Annotated in this window: 17 protein-coding genes and 1 tRNA gene; 5 read left to right on the top strand and 13 right to left on the bottom strand. The window is 62.2% G+C overall.

Annotated features, from left to right (window positions below; translation table 11 throughout):
* Positions 1 to 38 precede the first annotated feature (38 nt).
* From HX898_RS10675 to HX898_RS10650, 6 genes are all read right to left on the bottom strand, one after another.
* Complete coding sequence (locus HX898_RS10675; RefSeq protein ID WP_173862990.1) at positions 39 to 524, bottom strand: low molecular weight phosphatase family protein; 486 nt, start codon at positions 522 to 524, stop codon at positions 39 to 41.
* Positions 521 to 994: a UPF0262 family protein gene (locus HX898_RS10670; RefSeq protein ID WP_017958916.1), complete on the bottom strand. Its 474-nt coding sequence runs from the start codon at positions 992 to 994 to the stop codon at positions 521 to 523. The genes HX898_RS10675 and HX898_RS10670 overlap by 4 nt, the downstream gene beginning before the upstream one ends.
* Before the next feature lie 4 nt (positions 995 to 998).
* The gene (gene hisD / locus HX898_RS10665; protein WP_180194632.1) at positions 999 to 2,297 is read right to left on the bottom strand and encodes a histidinol dehydrogenase; all 1,299 of its coding nucleotides are present in this window, start codon (positions 2,295 to 2,297) and stop codon (positions 999 to 1,001) included.
* A gap of 55 nt (positions 2,298 to 2,352) precedes the next feature.
* Positions 2,353 to 2,784, bottom strand: a complete 432-nt coding sequence (locus HX898_RS10660; RefSeq protein WP_180194631.1) for a DUF2948 family protein — start codon at positions 2,782 to 2,784, stop codon at positions 2,353 to 2,355.
* A gap of 109 nt (positions 2,785 to 2,893) precedes the next feature.
* Positions 2,894 to 4,186 (bottom strand): UDP-N-acetylglucosamine 1-carboxyvinyltransferase, encoded by a 1,293-nt coding sequence (murA, locus tag HX898_RS10655; protein WP_003545312.1) that lies wholly within the window; start codon positions 4,184 to 4,186, stop codon positions 2,894 to 2,896.
* A 107-nt stretch (positions 4,187 to 4,293) separates the two neighbouring features.
* Positions 4,294 to 4,488 carry a hypothetical protein gene (locus tag HX898_RS10650; RefSeq protein ID WP_168339397.1) on the bottom strand — a complete coding sequence of 65 codons (195 nt, stop codon included), beginning with the start codon at positions 4,486 to 4,488 and terminating at the stop codon, positions 4,294 to 4,296.
* A 153-nt stretch (positions 4,489 to 4,641) separates the two neighbouring features.
* Here HX898_RS10650 and HX898_RS10645 point away from each other — a divergent pair.
* Together HX898_RS10645 and HX898_RS10640 are read left to right on the top strand one after the other, a co-directional pair.
* Positions 4,642 to 4,716, top strand: a tRNA-Thr gene (locus tag HX898_RS10645).
* A 256-nt stretch (positions 4,717 to 4,972) separates the two neighbouring features.
* A complete protein-coding gene (locus HX898_RS10640) occupies positions 4,973 to 5,215 on the top strand; it encodes a DUF982 domain-containing protein (RefSeq protein ID WP_180194630.1) in 243 nt (80 codons plus the stop codon).
* A 238-nt stretch (positions 5,216 to 5,453) separates the two neighbouring features.
* Here the strand turns inward: HX898_RS10640 and HX898_RS10635 are convergent, their stop codons facing one another.
* Both HX898_RS10635 and HX898_RS10630 read right to left on the bottom strand, forming a co-directional pair.
* Positions 5,454 to 5,714 (bottom strand): hypothetical protein, encoded by a 261-nt coding sequence (locus HX898_RS10635; RefSeq protein ID WP_180194629.1) that lies wholly within the window; start codon positions 5,712 to 5,714, stop codon positions 5,454 to 5,456.
* A gap of 91 nt (positions 5,715 to 5,805) precedes the next feature.
* The gene (locus HX898_RS10630; RefSeq protein ID WP_130681107.1) at positions 5,806 to 6,066 is read right to left on the bottom strand and encodes a BON domain-containing protein; all 261 of its coding nucleotides are present in this window, start codon (positions 6,064 to 6,066) and stop codon (positions 5,806 to 5,808) included.
* A 177-nt stretch (positions 6,067 to 6,243) separates the two neighbouring features.
* On the opposite strand from HX898_RS10630, the gene HX898_RS10625 reads away from it, so the two are divergent.
* Complete coding sequence (locus HX898_RS10625; protein ID WP_180194628.1) at positions 6,244 to 6,519, top strand: hypothetical protein; 276 nt, start codon at positions 6,244 to 6,246, stop codon at positions 6,517 to 6,519.
* A 107-nt stretch (positions 6,520 to 6,626) separates the two neighbouring features.
* A complete protein-coding gene (locus HX898_RS10620) occupies positions 6,627 to 8,687 on the top strand; it encodes an ATP-dependent helicase (protein WP_180194627.1) in 2,061 nt (686 codons plus the stop codon).
* 11 nt (positions 8,688 to 8,698) lie between these two features.
* On the opposite strand, the gene HX898_RS10615 is transcribed toward HX898_RS10620, so the two are convergent.
* From HX898_RS10615 to mscL, 5 genes are all read right to left on the bottom strand, one after another.
* On the bottom strand, positions 8,699 to 9,751 hold the full coding sequence (locus HX898_RS10615; RefSeq protein ID WP_180194626.1) for an enoyl-CoA hydratase/isomerase family protein: 1,053 nt from the start codon (positions 9,749 to 9,751) through the stop codon (positions 8,699 to 8,701).
* A gap of 70 nt (positions 9,752 to 9,821) precedes the next feature.
* Positions 9,822 to 11,783, bottom strand: coding sequence for an EAL domain-containing protein (locus HX898_RS10610; protein ID WP_180194625.1), 1,962 nt, complete (start codon positions 11,781 to 11,783; stop codon positions 9,822 to 9,824).
* Positions 11,784 to 11,891: 108 nt separating this feature from the next.
* Positions 11,892 to 12,926: a UDP-glucose 4-epimerase GalE gene (gene galE / locus HX898_RS10605; RefSeq protein WP_180194624.1), complete on the bottom strand. Its 1,035-nt coding sequence runs from the start codon at positions 12,924 to 12,926 to the stop codon at positions 11,892 to 11,894.
* A gap of 220 nt (positions 12,927 to 13,146) precedes the next feature.
* Positions 13,147 to 14,313, bottom strand: a complete 1,167-nt coding sequence (locus tag HX898_RS10600; RefSeq protein WP_180194623.1) for a pyridoxal phosphate-dependent aminotransferase — start codon at positions 14,311 to 14,313, stop codon at positions 13,147 to 13,149.
* A gap of 120 nt (positions 14,314 to 14,433) precedes the next feature.
* Positions 14,434 to 14,871, bottom strand: a complete 438-nt coding sequence (gene mscL / locus HX898_RS10595) for a large conductance mechanosensitive channel protein MscL (RefSeq protein WP_017958900.1) — start codon at positions 14,869 to 14,871, stop codon at positions 14,434 to 14,436.
* Between the two features lie 222 nt (positions 14,872 to 15,093).
* On the opposite strand from mscL, the gene HX898_RS10590 reads away from it, so the two are divergent.
* Entirely contained in the window at positions 15,094 to 18,615 is a 3,522-nt protein-coding gene (locus tag HX898_RS10590; protein WP_180194622.1) for a hybrid sensor histidine kinase/response regulator, read from the top strand.
* The last annotated feature ends 11 nt before the right edge of the window (positions 18,616 to 18,626 follow it).

The raw sequence follows: 18,626 nt of genomic DNA, 5'->3' as shown, positions 1-18,626 counted from the left end.
TTTGTGAACCTCGTTGATCAGCTTTCCTTTATTTGTTTTCATGCCGATTGCGCGGCAATGCCATTTCGTTTGAGTAGCCGGCTTTCGATGAGGCCGGCCAGATGATCGCGGACCTCGCGGTAGCTCTCCAGAATCTGCTCGCGCGTTCCGATTGCAACCGTCGGATCCATGGTCGGCCAATAGACTACATCGACCGCACTCGACCGCGTCAGCTCGAGTGCTGCATGATGGGCCTGCGGCGACAGCGTGATGATCAGATCGAAGTAATCGTCCTCGAGCTCTTCCAGCGTCTGCGGCTGGCGGCGCCCGAGGGAAAGCCCGATCTCCTCGAGCACGACATCCACAAAGGGATCGCGCTCGCCGGCGCGAACGCCGGCAGACCTGATATAGGTATTGGCCGGCAAAATGCTACGGGCGATCGCTTCGGCCATTGGCGAGCGAATGGCATTCATCCCGCACATGAAGAGGATGGCGCCCGGCCGCTTTCCCTCCTCGACGTCGGCGGCGCGCTCCATTGCCGTCATCCGCGCCAGTAGAGCACGCAGACCAGCGTGAAAAGGCGCCGGGCGGTGTCGAAATCGACCTCTATCTTGCCGGCCAGCCTATCCTTCAGCGTCTGCGAACCTTCATTGTGAATGCCGCGCCGGCCCATGTCGATCGCCTCGATGCGGCTCGGCGTCGACGAGCGGATCGCTTCGTAATAGCTTTCGCAGATCATGAAGTAATCCTTGACGATCCGCCGGAAGGGCGTGAGCGACAGGATATGGGTGGCGACGCCGCCGCCTTCTTCGGTGGTGATGGCGAAAACCAGCTTCGAATCGACCAGCGAGATGTTCAGCCGGTAAGGCCCGCCGGCATGGCCGAGCGGCTCGAAGCTGTTTTCCTCGATCAGATCGAAGATGGCGACAGCGCGCTCATGCTCGACATCGGGCGTCGAACGGCCGATCGTATCGTCAAGGACGACGTCGCAAAGCCGGAAATCGCCCTTCGCCATGCCCTCACCTTTCGAGGTTGAGGCGGATCGCGACCGATCGCGCATGGGCATCGAGGCCTTCGGAAACGGCAAGAGCGATCGCCGCCGGGCCGAGGGTGCGAAGCTGCTGTGGGCCGAGGCGCAGGATCGATGTGCGCTTGACGAAATCGAGCACCGAAAGGCCGGAGGAGAAGCGCGCCGACCGCGCCGTCGGCAGCACATGGTTCGAACCGCCGACATAATCGCCGATAACTTCAGGCGTATGGGCGCCGATGAAGATCGCGCCGGCATTGCGGATGCCGTCGAGCAGCCGGTCGGGATCGACGACGGCGAGCTCCAGATGCTCGGCAGCGATACGGTTTGCCAGCGGAATGGCCTGTTTCAGATCGTCAACCAGGATGACCGCGCCGAAATCGCGCCAGCTTGCCGCCGCCGTCTCGGCGCGGTTCAGCGTCCTCAGCTGGCGTTCGACCGCCTGCTCCACCGCCTTGCCGAATGCGGCATCATCGGTGATCAGGATCGCCTGGGAACTGACGTCGTGCTCAGCCTGGGCCAAGAGGTCGGCTGCGATCCAATCCGGATTGTTGTCCTTGTCTGCAATGACCAGCACTTCGGAGGGACCGGCGATCATGTCGATGCCGACGGTGCCGAAGACATGGCGCTTGGCGGCGGCGACATAGGCGTTGCCGGGGCCGGTGATCTTGGCGACCGGGGCGATCGTCTCGGTGCCATAGGCAAGAGCCGCGATCGCCTGGGCGCCGCCGACACGATAAATCTCGGTGACGCCGACAAGCTTGGCGGCGGCAAGCACCGCCGGATTGACGGCGCCGCCCGTGGCGGGAACGGCGATGATGATGCGATCGACACCGGCGACCTTGGCCGGCACGGCATTCATCAGCACCGAGCTCGGATAACTCGCGGTGCCGCCCGGAACATAGAGCCCGACCGCTTCGATCGCCGTCCAGCGCGAGCCGAGACTGACACCCATGTCGTCCTCGTAGATATCGTCCTTCGGCAACTGCCGGCGATGGTGGGATTCGATGCGCAGTGCTGCGAGCTTCAGCGCCCCCAACACTTCCGAAGGCACCGCCTCGACGGCGGCGTCGATCTCTTCAGGCGTGACACGCATCGGGACGGTGGCGTAATCGATGCCGTCGAATTTCAGCGAATATTCGGCCAGCGCCACATCGCCACGGGCGCGGACGTCATCGATAATGGCGCGAACGACGATGTTCACATCCTCGGAGACTTCACGCTTCGTCGTCAGAAAGGCGGCAAAATGCTGCTCGAAACCTTCCGATGCCTGATCCAGCCAGATTGCCAAGGCCGATATTCCTTCTCAACTCGAAACTGCGATGTTCAAACTTTAGGGCGTCACGTCAGCGGTGGCGAGGCTTGGAAGACGCCTCCCAGGCGCCGCCGATATCGGCCAGCTGGACTTCGATGCATTCGACATCGAGCGCAATCGAGGCCGTGCCCGACAGCGACAGCTCGATCGTACCATCCGGCCCCTCGCCCTTCTTCTCGAAGCGCAGCGCCAGCAGCGACAGCACCTCGTCGCGTTTTCCGCGATCGATGCCGAGCGAGCGAACGGCAATCACGCGTTTGAAGACCAGGGCAGCACGGCGACGCTCGAAACCCTTGCGCTTGCGCTCGGCACCTTCCCAGACGAAACGATTGGCGGCAAGCGCGAACTGCGCATCGCGCGGCGACCAGTCGATGTCGCCGACCTTGAAGACGCTGTCCTGCATATGCGCCGAAATGATCGCAAGGTCTTCATCATCGAGCGCAACAAGTTTCAGGTCGGTCATTCAGCCTCATCCCATTACCGGTCAGTACCGGGCATCGCCGGAATGGCGATGCGTCAGACAAGGGAAATAAGGCGCGGCGACCGAATACGCAACCAGGATAAAGGGCGCGTTACTCGCTGATGCGCTCGACGATGGCGCCGCAGCGGGTCAGCTTCTCCTCGAGCCGCTCGAAACCGCGGTCGAGGTGATAGACGCGAGACACCGTGGTCTCGCCTTCGGCGGCAAGGCCGGCGATGACGAGCGAGACGGAGGCGCGCAGATCGGTCGCCATGACCGGCGCGCCGCGCAGGCGTTGGACACCCTCGATCTTCGCCGTCTGGCCGGACAGCGAGATCCTGGCGCCGAGGCGGGCAAGCTCCTGCACATGCATGAAACGGTTTTCGAAGATGGTCTCGGTGACATGCGAGACGCCGGAAGAACGGGTCATCAGCGCCATGAACTGCGCCTGCAGATCGGTCGGGAAGCCCGGGAAAGGATCGGTGACGATATCGACCGGCCTGATGCCGGCGCCATTGCGCTTGATGCGCATGCCATTGTTGGTCGACGAGATTTCCGCGCCGGCGCGACGCAGCGTTTCCACCGCGGTTTCGAGCAGCGCCACATCGGTATTCTCGAGCACGACGTCGCCGCCGGCCATGGCGACGGCCATGGCATAGGTGCCGGTTTCGATGCGATCTGGCAGGACGCGGTGGCGAGCGCCGGAGAGCGAGGTGACGCCTTCGATGGTGATCGTCGCAGTACCCGCGCCCGATATCTTGGCGCCCATGGCGTTCAAGCAGTTGGCGAGATCGACGACCTCAGGCTCGCGGGCGGCATTGCCGATGACAGTCGTGCCGCGGGCAAGCGTTGCCGCCATCATCATCACATGGGTGGCGCCGACGGAGACCTTCGGGAAGGTGTAGCGTGCGCCGATCAAGCCGCCGGCAGGCGCCTTGGCGTTGATATACCCGGCATCGATCTCCATGGTCGCGCCGAGCGCGGTCAGGCCCTCGATGAAAAGATCGACGGGGCGCGTGCCGATGGCGCAGCCGCCCGGTAGCGAAACGCGGCAGTGGCCTTCGCGCGCCAGCAGCGGGCCAATGACCCAGAAGGAGGCGCGCATCTTCGAGACCAGTTCATAGGATGCGGTCGTATCGACGATGGTGCGGCAGGTGAAATGGATCGTGCGCGAATAGGAATCTTCCTGTCGCTCGCGGCGGCCGTTGACGGCGACGTCGACGCCGTGATTGCCGAGGATGCGCATCAGCAGCTCGACATCGGCCAGATGCGGCACGTTTTCGAGCGTCAGCGTATCGCTGGTCAGAAGCGAGGCGATCATCAGCGGCAGTGCGGCATTCTTGGCGCCGGAAATCGGAATGATGCCATTCAGCTCATTACCGCCGACGATTCTGATACGATCCATGTGCGCTTACGGGCAGCGCCCGCCTTTCCTGAAAGTTCTGCCTTGGAATAAGGAGTGAGGTGTTTAGGGGATTTCTCGACACGCTTCAATTCGCGACGGACGGAACATTACGATTCGTCCAATTTTGCGGCGGGCAGCCCATTTGTTTCGTCGGCTTGGCCGGAACGGCGGGCGCGAACCTGCTGTTTGCGTCGCCCCAGATTTTCCCTGAGCTTTTCGGCGGCGCGGTCGCGGCGCAGTTTCGCCTGCGCTTCGATCGCCTGTTTGCGGCTCTGCTGGCCGGTTTCGGTCTTTTCATTCATGCGACAGGATTAGCTGAATTCGCGCCAATCCAAAAGTCCCTTCATCCCAATCGACGCGAAGTTGGAATTTGCGGCTTGCGCTTGCCGCCAAGCTGTGGCAATAGCCCCCCGTTCTCGCGATTGAGCCACACGGCTCGCACGGGTACTGGTCCTGCTGCCGTAGCTCAGTGGTAGAGCACACCCTTGGTAAGGGTGAGGTCGGTGGTTCAATCCCACTCGGCAGCACCAGTTTTCTTGAAAAGACAGTCAATCTCGACTCTACCCTTCCCGGCGAAAACACCTCATAAGTTAGCGTTTCTCATCAGCTGGCAGCCATAGGCTTTCCTGTCATGGGTCGAGGCGAAACCATTCGTTGCGGCATCAGCGACGATCCGCCCATTGCTGACGGCAAAAATCACGCTAGAGTATTAACTATCGCAAAGTCTCCCCGGAGGAACTGGGAGATGCTGCGCTCGTTTCTGTCGACAATCGTGGAGGAGCGTCAATGGCAACTGAAAGATGGAACAGCCCGGTCAAGGTTGGTTTCGACGGTGCCGATGCGCGAACGGTCAATGGGCCGTTCGATGCGCTGAAGTGCCTGGCGGATCTGTGGCCGAGTATGCGCGGGCTTCGTTATATCAAGGCCCGCAGCGCCTGCCGGGCAGCGCTCGATGGGCGCAAGAGCGTGGAAGAAGCAAGAGCCGAGTTCCTGGCGGCCGCCGAAGAGGCGAAGCTGAAGCTGCATTAGCACTTCGGCAAGGAATTTCGGGCGATTTTCGCCTTCTGGGCGCGCAAGCGTGCCGGAACGGGACAATGCTTTAATTTTGATTTAACCCTGCAATAAATGCGTGCCGGGTTTTGGTGCAAAGGGCGTTGCGCCTGGTACAGCTGCATCAATAGAAGACGACCAGCCATCATGATGATGGTTAGAGGCTCGTCACCTCTGCGGAAACGCAGGCGAGCCTCGTCCGAGCAAAGCGGACGCCTCAGCAGTCCGCGCCGCTCTCATTCTCCACTTCGATATAGCCGACACCAATGATCGTGCCATCTGCCGCGCGAATGAAGGAGGGGAGATAGTGAGGCTCTACCGGCTGGCAGGCGACGGCCCCGGTGTATTCGTTGAGGGCGATCTGGTCCTTCGGCAAAGCGGAATAATTTGTGCCGGTTTCCAGCGAAGCATGGGCGGAGCCGGCAAAGACACCGCAACCCACTATCAAGGTCGCCCAGAGGCGAGGAAGCAACTGCATGAGAGTCTCCAGCGTTTAGGTCCGGCCTTTCAACACGCGAGAGAGCATTTTGGTTCCCTTCATGCATCGCAAAGAGATGAGCGCGAGCCGGCTAGCGTCGCAGCAAGCGAGCACGCACATAGCCCCGGCCGACGACGCCCTCGGCGATCTCGATCGCCCGCTCGACATCACCCCGCCGGCGCACGAAACCTTCCAGGATGACATAGGAGCCCGATATGCTGACGGTGATTTCGCCGGCTTCGATATCGGCGGCCGCATGAAGGGCGCTCTCCACCGAGGCGCGCGTCGCGGCATCGCTGTGGCCCTGACGGCCGGGCTCGCCATGCCCCGTGAATGCTGGAAAGCCGAGCACCGTGAACGTTTCCTAATGTTGGTTGATGTCTGTTAACGCCGCAGCGACGCATTCGTTGCGTCCCCCGAAAAAGAAGAGCCTGCTCGACAGCGATACCTGCGCGGTGGCATGGGCTACCCTTGGCGAAAGGCGCCGCCGCTTCCATATCTGGCTGCAGTCGAAAGAGGGATGATGACGATGAAAGCGCTTCTGCCTGCCTTGTTGGCCGGAGGATTGTTTGCCGGGCTTGCCGGCTGTTCCTCGGCCGATAGCCCGGCGCTGGATCCCATTCCCGGCAGCATTACCTATGGCGGCCAGCCGCGAACGAAGCTTGCCAAGTCGCCGGTCGGCAGCGCCGTCTACAACCAGTTCTACAACGGGACGGGACAGCGCGTGGAGGAAACCTATATCCTTCAGCCCGACCGCAGCCTGAAGCTGGTGCGGCGCGAGATCGGCCCGGATTTCCCCGACTGAGATGTTGCTCGCGCGCCAGATCGCTTGACAGGGACGGCAATCGCGAACATTCAAGGAACATCTAATCTTTCCCCAGTGATTCTGCGGGAGCCCGACCGGACGGCTGGATGTATCTCGAAAAGCTCAATCCGCAGCAGCGCATGGCCGTCGAGCACGGCACGCTCATCGACGGCAGCCATATTGCCGGGCCGCTGCTGGTCATTGCCGGCGCCGGCTCGGGCAAGACGAATACCTTGGCGCATCGCGTCGCCCATCTCATCGTCAAAGGCGCCGATCCCCGCCGCATCCTGCTGATGACCTTCTCTCGACGGGCAGCCGCCGAGATGGCGCGGCGTGTCGAGCGCATCTGCCGCGATGTGCTTGGCTCGAATGCCGGCGTGATGGCGGATGCGCTTTCCTGGTCCGGCACCTTCCACGGCATCGGCGCGCGGCTGTTGCGCGATTATGCGGAGCAGATCGGTCTGGATCCTGGGTTTACCATCCACGACCGCGAAGACAGTGCCGATCTGATGAACCTGATCCGGCACGACCTCGGCTTCTCGAAGACGGAAAGCCGTTTTCCCACAAAAGGCACGTGCCTTGCCATCTATTCCAGGGCGGTGAATTCGGAAACCGCGCTCGACCTTGTGCTGCGCGACATCTTTCCCTGGTGCGCAACGTGGGAGAAACAGCTGCGCGAACTTTTCGCCTGTTACGTCGAGGCCAAGCAGAGCCAGAACGTGCTCGATTACGACGATCTGCTGCTCTACTGGGCGCAGATGGTTGGCGAAGCGATGATTGCCGAGGATATCGGCAGCCGCTTCGACCATGTGCTGGTCGACGAATATCAGGACACCAACCGGCTGCAGGCCTCGATCCTGCTGGCGCTGAAACCCCAAGGCCAGGGGCTGACCGTCGTCGGCGACGATGCGCAGTCGATCTATTCCTTCCGTGCCGCGACGGTGCGCAATATCCTCGATTTTCCCGCCGCCTTCAGCCCGGCCGCCAATATCGTCACGCTCGACCGCAACTACCGCTCGACGCAGCCGATCCTCGCCGCCGCCAACGCCGTCATCGATCTCGCCTCGGAGCGCTTCACCAAGAACCTCTGGACCGAGCGGCAATCGTCCGAGCGGCCGCGCCTGGTCACGGTGCGCGACGAGGCCGAGCAGGCGCGCTACATCACCGACATGGTGCTCGACAACCGCGAGGAAGGCCTCACGCTCAAACAGCAGGCCGTGCTCTTCCGCGCCTCGCATCACAGCGGGCCGCTGGAGGTCGAGCTGACCCGGCGCAACATTCCCTTCGTCAAGTTCGGCGGGCTGAAGTTTCTCGACAGCGCGCATGTGAAGGACATGCTGGCCGCCCTTCGCTTCGCGCAGAACCCGCGCGACCGTGTGGCGGGCTTCCGGCTGATGCAGATCCTGCCGGGCGTCGGGCCGTCGACGGCGCAGAAGACGCTCGACCTGATGGCCGAGGATGCCAGCCCGATTACTGCTCTTGGCTCCATGCCGGCGCCGCCGCGCTCCGGTGAGGACTGGACAATGTTCGTTTCGATGCTGCAGGAGCTGAAGACCGGCAAGGCCGGCTGGCCGGCAGAGATCGGTTTGGCGCGGCAATGGTATGCGCCGCATCTGGAACGGCTGCACGAGGATGCCGCGACGCGGCAGGCCGATCTGCTGCAGCTCGAGCAGATCGCTAGCGGTTATGCCTCACGCGAGCGCTTTCTCACCGAGCTCACCCTCGATCCGCCGGATGCGACCAGCGACCAGGCGGGCGTGCCGCTTCTCGACGAGGATTATCTCATCCTGTCGACCATCCATTCCGCCAAGGGCCAGGAATGGACGAAGGTATTCATGCTGAACGTCGTCGACGGCTGCATACCGAGCGATCTCGCCGTCGGCACCACCGCCGAAATCGAAGAGGAACGCCGGCTGCTCTACGTCGCCATGACACGCGCCCGGGATGGTCTCGACCTCGTTGTGCCACAACGCTTCTTCACCTATGGGCAGAACTCGCAGGGCGACCGGCATGTCTATGCCTCACGCAGCCGCTTCATTCCCGCGACCCTGCTGCAGTTCTTCGAGGCCTGCAGCTGGCCGCAGGTGAAATCGCAGACTGCCGCGCAAGCGCAGGCGCGGCAGGTGCGCATCGATGTCGGCGCCCGCATGCGCGGCATGTGGCGATAACTGGATAGCGTTCAGAGTGAAAGCGGCGGTTCGGCCGGTTTCAGGAAATGCTCGACCGTTTCGGCCCCCACAGCCTCAACAGTTGCCGGCGACCATTGCGGATTGCGGTCCTTGTCGATGACGGCGGCGCGGATACCCTCGAAGAAATCGGGATTATCAAGCATCTGCAGACAGGCGCCGAGTTCGCGGCCGAGGCATTCGGCAAGCGAGGCGCTGCGGCGGCCGGCCCTGAGCAGCCGCAAAGCGAGCTTCAGACTGGTCGGTGAACGCGTCAGCATCACTCGGCGCGTCTCGGCGGCAAATTCGCCTTCCTCCCCGGCGAGTACTGCCAGGATTTCCTCGACGCTGTCGAAACCAAATGCGCGATCGATAACCGCCGCGTTCTGTCGCAGCCGGCTTTCTCCCTGAGGCTCCGAAAACGCCTGCAGCACGGCATCGACATCGCCGGGAGAACTGCCGCGCGGCAGGCCCGAGAGAGCATCGATCACTTCATCCAGCCTCGACGAGGCGATCTGAAGGTCAGCAAGGCGGGCGTGGATCGCATCGGCAGCACCAATGTCGAGCCCGGTCAGGCCGAGCCATGTTCCGGCTTCGCCCGGTGCGCGCGGCAGCAGCCAGGTGGCGCCGACATCGGGGACATAGCCGATGCCGGTTTCGGGCATGGCAAGCCGTGTGCGCTCGGTGACGATGCGGTGGCGGCCGTGCGACGACAGGCCGACGCCGCCGCCCATGGTGATGCCGTCCATCAGCACGACATAGGGTTTGGGATAAGAGGCGATCAGATGGTTGAGGCGGAACTCCTCGCGCCAGAAGGTACCTGCGAGGCCATCGCCGGCGCGGGCACTCTCATGCAGGGCGCGGATATCGCCGCCGGCGCAGAAGCCGCGTTCGCCCTCCCCAGTCGCCACGACGCTTGCCACCTCGGAATCTCGGGCAAAGTCGTGAAGGGCTTCGGTGATCGCTCGAATCATCGGCAGCGTCAGGCTGTTCAGTGCTCGCGGCCGGTTCAGCCGGATGACGCCTGCGGTGCCCCGCCGTTCAATGATGACTTCGCCGTCCTGCATGGTTCACCTCATCTGTTGAGACCATGAATAGACGACGGTGAAGCATCACTCCAGTCGATTCAAGGTCGGTTCAGGCAGACAGCGAATTGCGGGCGGAGACTGCGGCGTCGCACCGGGCGGCGTAATCGATGGCAAGTTCCAGCGGCAGCGGCAGCGAGAAATGATAGCCCTGCGCCAGACGCACGCCCATCGCCTTCAATCCCTCGGCGATCTCTTCGCTTTCGACGCCTTCGGCGACGGAGGCGATTCCGAGATTCTGGCAGAGATTGGCGACCGAGCGGGTGATGTTCATGCAGCGGGCGTCGCGATCGAAATTCATCACGAACGACTTGTCGATCTTCAGCTTGTCGAAGCCGAGACGATGAATATGGCTGAGGCTCGAATAGCCGGTACCGAAATCGTCCAGCGCAATCGAGATGCCGGCGGCGCGCAGCATAGTGATCACCTGGTCGGCGGCGTCGAAATCGGAGAGCAGCGCGGTCTCGGTAATCTCGAATTCGATGCGCTTCGGATCGATGCCGGAGCGGGTGATCATGGCGAGCAGCGCCATCGAGGTCTCGTGGTCGCAGATATCGCGCGCCGAGAGATTGAAGGACAGCCTCAGATGCCGTGGAATGATCGCCAGCGCTTCGAGCGCCTTGGCGAAGAGAATCCGCGTCATGCGGCCGATGACGGCCGTGCGCTCGGCCGCGGGGATGAAGGCGTCTGGACTGATGCGGCCGAAGCGGGCGCTGTCCCAGCGGGCGAGCGCCTCGTAAGCGACGACGCGGCCGCTCTTCAGCTCGACGATCGGCTGATAATCGAGTTTCAATTCCTTGGCGAAGTCGTTCGCCTGCAGCTCGAGTTCGATCAGGTGGCGTAGCGTCAGGATCTTCTCGTGCTCGGCCGAGAAGAATTCGACGCCGCTGCTGCGCTTGCTCTTGACCTGGTAGAGGGCGAAGTCCGCTTTCTCGTAGAGATCCTCGGCCGTGTACTCGCCGATATCGGGGTAGACGATGCCGCAGGAACCGAAGACACGGACCGAGCCGTCGGGGATTTCATAGGGATCGCGGACGGTGGCGCAGAGCGCCTGGCCGAGATCGGCGATCGCCTGGCGTGTCATCGAGCAGGGGAAGATGATACCGAACTCATCACCGCCGAGACGAGAGACGATGCCCTCTTCGCCGACCAGCGCGACGAAGCGGCGGGCCGTCTCCTTGAGCACGAGATCGCCGGCGGCATGGCCGAAGACGTCGTTAACAGGCTTGAAGCCGTCGAGATCGAGAATGCCGAGGACGGGCGGCGAGGACGGATTCTTCTGCAGCCGTTTTTCCAGCGAGAGAAAGAAGCTGCGGCGATTGGCAAGGCCGGTCAGCTGGTCGTGCAGCGCGTTGCGGCTGTTGACGAGGTTCAGCTCTTCGGCTTCCGCCTTCTTCTTCTTCAGCTCCTCGGTCAATTGCACGAGACCGACGAAATTCTGGAAATAGCTGTTGATCACCCTGAGGAAGGGCAGGATCAGGAAGAGGCCGCTGATGGCCGTCGCCACGAAAACGGGATTGCCCGAGAACAGGAAGGTTGCGACCATGGCCGAGAAGGTGATGACCGTGGTCAGGGCTGCCGCCATCGGCAGGTGCATCAGGCAAAAGATGCAGGAAATGCCTGTCACGACGAGGAAATAGGCGATCTGACCCTGCTGGGAAGCATCGCCATATTGGTAAAGCGCGATCGCCCAGCCGCCGAAAGCGACGGCCAGGATGCCGGCCCCTGATATCGTCACCTTCATCAGCCTGTAGGCCCGCTCGGCGGTCACATCTTCCTTGCCCCGGATCTCCCACCAGCAGAGACGGAAGACACAGACGACGCTCAGGGCCACGGGAATATAGAGCGAAAGCCAAAGGGGCGCGGATTTGAGGTGGGTGATCGCCACCGCAAGGGCGTTGATGATCAGCAGGACATAGAGAATGGGAATCTGCGACGACAGGGCTCGGAACTGCGCCAGCAGAAGCGTCGGATTGTCTTTTTGCAGCTGCAATGAGGCCAGAAAGTTCTTCATCGTCTCTTTTCCGTTGGCCCGAACCAGCCAGAGAAAGCTTGATTTTTCCTTATTCACGTGACGGCAAGCGGCCCCCGCAGGCGCGGGGATGGTAAATGGGTTCCTGGATCAGAACGAAGCGGCGGCGAGTGCCCGGTGGATGCTGTGCAGGTCGTCGACATTCTTGTTCGACAGGAACAGTTCCCAATCGAGCGAGCTCTGGACGATGGTTTCCAGCGAATCGTATCTGGGCTTCCAGTCGAGCACCTGCCTGGCGAGCGAAGCGTCCGCGACGACGCTTGCCGAATCCCCGGCGCGGCGCGGCGCCATGTGGATCTTGAAGGAATGTCCGTGCAGGCGGGTGACCATGTTCAGCACGTCGAGCACGGAATAGCCGCTGCCATAACCGCAATTGGCAACAAGCGAGCCCTTGCCTCTGCGCAGGTGCTGCAGCGCTTTCAGATGTGCATCCGTGAGATCGCTGACATGGATGTAGTCGCGCACGCCGGTGCCGTCATGGGTGGGATAGTCGATGCCGTAGACGTTGACGCCATCGCGCCTGCCGAGCGCTGCCTCGCAGGCGACCTTGATGAGGTGCGTGGCGCCTGAGGTCGACTGGCCGGCACGGTGGTGCGGGTCGGCGCCGGCGACGTTGAAGTAGCGAAGCGCGACATAGTTGAAATCATAGGCGGCGGCGGCGTCGCGCAGCATGAACTCGGTCATCAGCTTCGACTGGCCGTAAGGATTTTCCGGATTGAGGGGCGCCGTCTCCTTCACCGGCAGGTCGGTCTTTTGCTGGCCGTAGACGGCCGCCGTCGAGGAGAAGACGAAGTTGCGGATACCGGCCTTGACCGAAGCGGAGAGCAGCGCCCGGGTCTTGCCGGAATTGTTGTCGTAATAAGAGAGCGGATCGGCGACCGAGACCGGGACGACGGCGGAGCCGGCGAAATGGATGATCGCCTCGATGTCGTTTTCGATGAAGACCTTTTTCAATATGTCGGGATCGGCAACGTCGCCGAGATAGAAACGCGCCGCCGGCGCCACGGCCCAGCGAAAGCCTGTGGAGAGGCGGTCGAGCACGACCACATCCTCGCCCGCATCGAGCAGCGCCCAAACCATGTGACTGCCGATATATCCGGCCCCGCCCGTCACCAAAACCGCCATGTCCCGCATCCCTGCTTTCGTTTTTATAAGCAGGGGCATCAGGCGCCGGTTTTTCTTTCCAATTTTCTTATCGAACGGCCGTTGGAAGGCCTTTGAACGGGTATGTTTGGAGTCGTGGTTAGAGGCCGATTTCGGGCTTTGCTAGAGTTTTATCGATCCGGCGATTCCGGCACAAAATCGACTTGGCCGACGCCACGATATCTCTTGCGGGCAGTGCGTCTCAGAGCTTGAGGATATAGTCGCAGAGGCGCTCGGCCGCGATCGCCACCTGGGTGGGATCACGCAGGAAACAGGCGCGCAGGAAGAGTTCGCCGCCCGGTCCGAAAGCGGTGCCGGGAGCAAGGCCGACGCCTGTCTTGTCGACGATATCAAGCGCTGCCCTGCGGCTATCGGCGACGCCGTCGATCTTCAGGAAGGCGTAGATCGCGCCGTCCGGTTTCAGTGTCTCGACGCGGTTGGTGGCGACAAGCGCATCGCAGAGAATATCGCGGGAGCGGGCCGCCTTGGCGATATTGGCAGCGACGAAATCGTCGCCTTGATCAAGGGCTGCAACGGCGCCCTTCTGCATGAACTGCGCCACGCCCGATGTCGAATACTGGATGAGGTTTTCGAGCACCTGACCCATTTCAGGGGGTGCTACGATCCAGCCGACGCGCCAGCCGGTCATCGACCAGTTCTTCGAGAAGGAATTGACGAAGATGATCTTGTCGCCCTCGTCCATCACATCGAGGAAAGAGGGCGCTCGGCCACCGGCAAAGGAGTAGCGGGCGTAGATTTCGTCTGCCAGGATCCAGAGGTCGTGCTTGCGGGCAAGCGCCAGGATATCGCCAAGATCCTGATTCGTTGCCGTCCAGCCCGTCGGGTTCGACGGCGTGTTGATGAAGATGCCCTTGGTCTTCGGGGTGATCGCGGTTTCGATGCGGTCAAGATCGACCGCCCATTTGCCGCCTTCAAACTGCAGCTCGACACTGAGCGAGCGCGCACCTGCTATCTCCAGGGCGGCGGCGATATTCGGCCAGGAAGGCGAGAGGTAAACCAGCTCGTCGCCCGGCGAGGTCAGCGCCTGCACGGCGATCTGGATCGCCTGCATGCCGGAGCCGGTAACGTAGAAATGCTCGACCGGAAGCCGGATTCCGAAATGTCTGTCGTAATAATCGGAAAGTGCCTGGCGAAGCTCCGGAATGCCGCGCTGCCAGGTGTAGAAGGTCTCGCCGGCAGCAAGCGCATCCATTGCCGCCCTGCTGATGAAATCAGGCGTCGGCAGGTCGCCCTCACCCACCCAGAGCGGCAGCAGGCCTTCGCGGCCACGGGCATAGTTGACGAGTTCGACGATCCCGCTTTCGGGCGCCGCTACGGCGCGCGGGCTAAGGCTGCTGACAATCGACATGCATATCTCCGGTTTCCGCCTTCATAGCGGATTTGCGCCGGCAAATCCCATGACATCCAGTGATGGCATATCGATTTTGGTGATGAATGAGCCCGGCCGAAGCGGACGGGCTCCGCCGGATCAAGCCGTCGGGCGCGTGGCGAGAAGATCGCGGATTTCCGTCAGCAGCTGAACGTCTGCCGGCGGCGCTGGCAGCTCTTCCGGTGCTGCCTTTTCCTGGCGCTCGACCTGGGCACGCAGGGTGTTCACGCCCTTGACCATCAGAAAGATGATCCAGGCGAGAATGAGGAAGTTGATGAGCACGGTGAGGAAGCTGCCATAGGCAAACACCGCTCCCTGCTCGCGGGCGGCGGCGAGCGACTGCGCGTTGACGGCCGACGAGAGTGGGAGGAAGTAATTCGAAAAATCGAAGCCGCCGAAAATGGCGCCGACGATCGGCATGATAAGGTCATCCACCAAAGATTTGACGATGCCACCAAAGGCGCCGCCGATGATGACGCCGACTGCAAGATCCATGACATTGCCGCGGGCGATAAAGGCCTTGAACTCATTGAGCATCGGATCCGTCTCCCTTCGATCCATTTCAAAGATATGCAATGGAATTTATTAGCTACATCTTCATTGCAATTAATCAATCGGCAATCGCAATTATCCGGCAATACCTCCCCGCGGTCTTTGACTTAAGGCCTAGACCGCCAGGAATTTTCAAAGCGTCTGAAATGACTTAAGCTGACCCACGTTGCGGGAGGTCCCGGCGGGTTTTCCGCCGGCGGAGGGTCAATGCTTCCAGGCTGGGTTATATTCGCGTCTGCCTTCGGCTATCTGCTCCTGCTTTTCGCCGTGGCAAGCTATGGCGACCGCAAGAACCGCGGCCAGGGCACGCCGCAAGGCGGCCAGGGCACGCTGGGCGGATGGCCGGTTGTCTATGCGCTGAGCCTTGCGATCTACTGCACCTCCTGGACCTATTTCGGCAGCGTCGGGCTTGCCGCGCAGCGCGGGTTGGAATTTGCCGGCATCTATATCGGCCCCATCCTGGTCTTCACGCTCGGCATGCCGTTGCTTCGCCGCATCATCGAGCTCGCCAAGGCGGAGAAGCTCACCTCCGTTGCCGATTTCGTCGCCGCGCGCTACGGCAAGAACCCGACGGTCGCAACGATCGTCGCACTGATCTCGCTGATCGGCGCCATTCCTTATATCGCGCTGCAGCTCAAGGCGATCTCAAGCACCGTCAGCGCGATGGTCAATCCATCCGATTACGGCATCGGCAGCGGCAATCTCTACTTCCTCGACCTGCCGCTCCTCGCGACGCTGGTACTTGCCTGCTTTGCCATCATGTTCGGCACGCGGCATACGGATGCGACCGAACACCAGGACGGCCTGATCCTCGCCGTCTCTATGGAATCCGTCGTCAAGCTCGTCGCCTTTCTGACGGCCGGCGTCTGCGTCATCTGGTTTCTGTTCGACGGCCCGACCGATCTCTGGCGCAAGACCGTCGACAATGAGCTGGTCATGTCGGCCCTCAGCTACCACACGCCGATCAGCCGCTGGATCACCCTGATCCTATTGTCGGCCTTTGCGATCATCCTGCTGCCGCGGCAATTCCACGTGACGGTTGTCGAAAACCGAACCCCGAAGCAGCTGAAACTCGCGGGTTTCCTGTTTCCCACCTATCTCATCGCCATCAATCTCTTCGTGCTGCCGGTGGCGATCGGCGGGCTCTTGACCTTCGGCGGCGCCGGCAATGCCGATTTCTACATGTTGTCGCTGCCGCTTGCCGGCCAGATGCCCGTCATTTCGCTGATCATCTTCATCGGCGGCTTCTCCGCCGCAACGGCGATGGTCATCGTCGATTCCGTCGCACTGTCGATCATGGTGTCGAACGATATCGTCATGCCGATCTTCCTCCGGCGCAAACTCGCCGGCCGCGCCAGCCTGCGCGACAATTTCGCCAAGACGCTGCTCAACATCCGCCGCAGCGCCATCTTCGCCGTGCTGCTGTTCGGCTATGCCTATTACCGTTCGACCGACAGCACCGCCGGCCTTGCCTCGATCGGCCTGCTTTCCTTTGCCGCGATCGCGCAAATCGCCCCAGCGCTCTTCGGCGGGCTGATCTGGCGGCGGGCGAATGCGCGCGGTGCGATCCTCGGGCTGACCTCCGGCTTCGTCATCTGGATCTACCTGCTGTTCCTGCCCTCGCTCGGCGGCCCCGATTATTCCTATGTGGCGAGCGCCGTGCTCGGCTTCATCTTTCCCGGAACCACGCTGTTCACCGCGCCCGACGCCGATCCGCTGGTCAATGCGACGGCGATGAGCCTGCTCGTCAACAGCGCCTTCTTCGTCGTCGGCTCGCTCACCCGCAACGCCAAGCCGCTGGAGCGCATCCAGGCCGGCATCTTCGTCAAGCGGCATTCGCGCTCGCAATTTGCCACGCGCGGCTGGAAGACCCGCATCAGCGTCGGCGATCTCAAGGCGGCGATCTCACGTTATCTTGGCGAAGAACGCATGCAGCGTTCTTTCACGACTTACGAACAAGGCTCCGGCCGCAAGCTGGAGGACGAGCAGCCGGCCGACATGGCGCTCATCCATTTCAGCGAACAGCTGCTCGGCAGCGCCATCGGCTCGTCCTCGGCCCGGCTGGTGCTGTCATTGATCCTGCAGAAGATCGAGGATGCCTCTTCCGACACCGCCTGGTTGCTCGACCAGGCGAGCGAGGCGCTGCAGTATAACCAGGACATGCTGCAGACGGCGCTTTCGCAGATGGACCAGGGCATTGCCGTCTTCGACAGTTCCAACCGGCTGACGATCTGGAACCGGCGTTTCCGGCAATTGCTGGATCTTCCGGAAAGTGCCGGCCAGGTCGGTTTTCCTTTGTCCGATATCGTCACCACGCTCATCCAGCGCGGCGACATCGCGCCCGGCGATCTCAGCCAGACAGTGCGGCATTTCCTGACGCTCGACAAACCTTTCGCGCTGGTGCTCGGCGGCGGCGAGCGGATCATCGAGGTGCGCTCCAACGCCATGCCGGACAAGGGCATCGTCGCCACCTTCACCGACATCACCCAGCGCGTGAACGCCGACCAGGCGCTGAAACAGGCGAACGAGACGCTGGAGCAGCGCGTCGCCGAACGCACGGCCGAGCTTACCCGCGTCAACCGCGAACTCGGCGAGGCACGCGCCGCCGCCGACGAGGCGAATATCGGCAAGACACGCTTTTTTGCCGCCGCCGGCCACGATATCCTGCAGCCGCTTAATGCCGCCCGGCTCTATTCCTCGGCATTGGTCGAGCGCATGGCGCAATCCGAGAACAGCCCGATCGTGCGCAACATCGATTCCGCGCTGGAATCAGTCGAAACCATTCTCGGCGCAGTGCTCGATATCTCCAGGCTGGATACCGGCGCCATGCGGCCGCGGCTCGCCTCCGTCGCGCTCTCCGACCTGCTGGAGCGTATCCAGACCGATTTCGCGCCGATCGCCCGCGAAAAGCGGCTGAAGCTGGTGGTCATGCCGACATCGCTCAGGGTCCGCTCCGATCCCAACCTGCTGCGCCGGCTGGTGCAGAACCTCGTTTCCAACGCCATCAAATACACGATCACCGGCAAAGTGCTGGTGGGCGCGCGGCGGCGCGGCAACCAGGTGATCATCCAGGTGATCGATTCCGGCATCGGTATCCCACCGTCGAAATTCCGCACCGTGTTCAAGGAATTCGCGCGGCTGGACGAAGGTGCCAAAACCGCCTCCGGCCTCGGGCTCGGCCTGTCGATCGTCGACCGCATCGCCCGCGTGCTCAACCATCCGGTCGAGCTGCAGTCGACGCATGGCAAGGGCACGCAATTCCGCATCGCCATGCCGCTCGACGTCTCACGCCCGGCCGCGGCTGCAGCAGCGGTTGCGCCCGCCGACCGTCCCGGCCAGCCGCTGAGCGGGCTGAAGATCCTCTGCATCGACAATGAGCCGAAGATCCTCGAAGGCATGCGGCTCCTGATCAGCGGCTGGGGCTGCGAGGTGGAGGCGCTGGATTGTCTCGCCGAGGTCACCGCCCTCGATGGCCGGGAGGGACCGCCTGATATCGTCATCGCCGATTATCATCTCGGCGACGGCACCGGCATTGCCGCGATCCTGCATCTGCGCCAGCAATTCGGCGCCGATATTCCTGCCCTGATGATCACGGCCGACCGCACGCCGGAGGTGCGCAGCGAGGCCGAGCGATACGGTATTGCCGTTCAGCACAAGCCGGTACGGCCGGCGGCGCTGCGCGCCTATATCACCCAGATTTCCGGCCTCAAACGCGCCGCCGCGGAGTAACAGAAAACTTA

Source organism: Rhizobium sp. WYCCWR 11128, from assembly GCF_013416305.1.
Lineage (GTDB): Bacteria > Pseudomonadota > Alphaproteobacteria > Rhizobiales > Rhizobiaceae > Rhizobium > Rhizobium indicum.
Note: the sequence above shows the minus strand (reverse complement) of the source record. Positions and strands in the feature narration are given on the sequence as shown.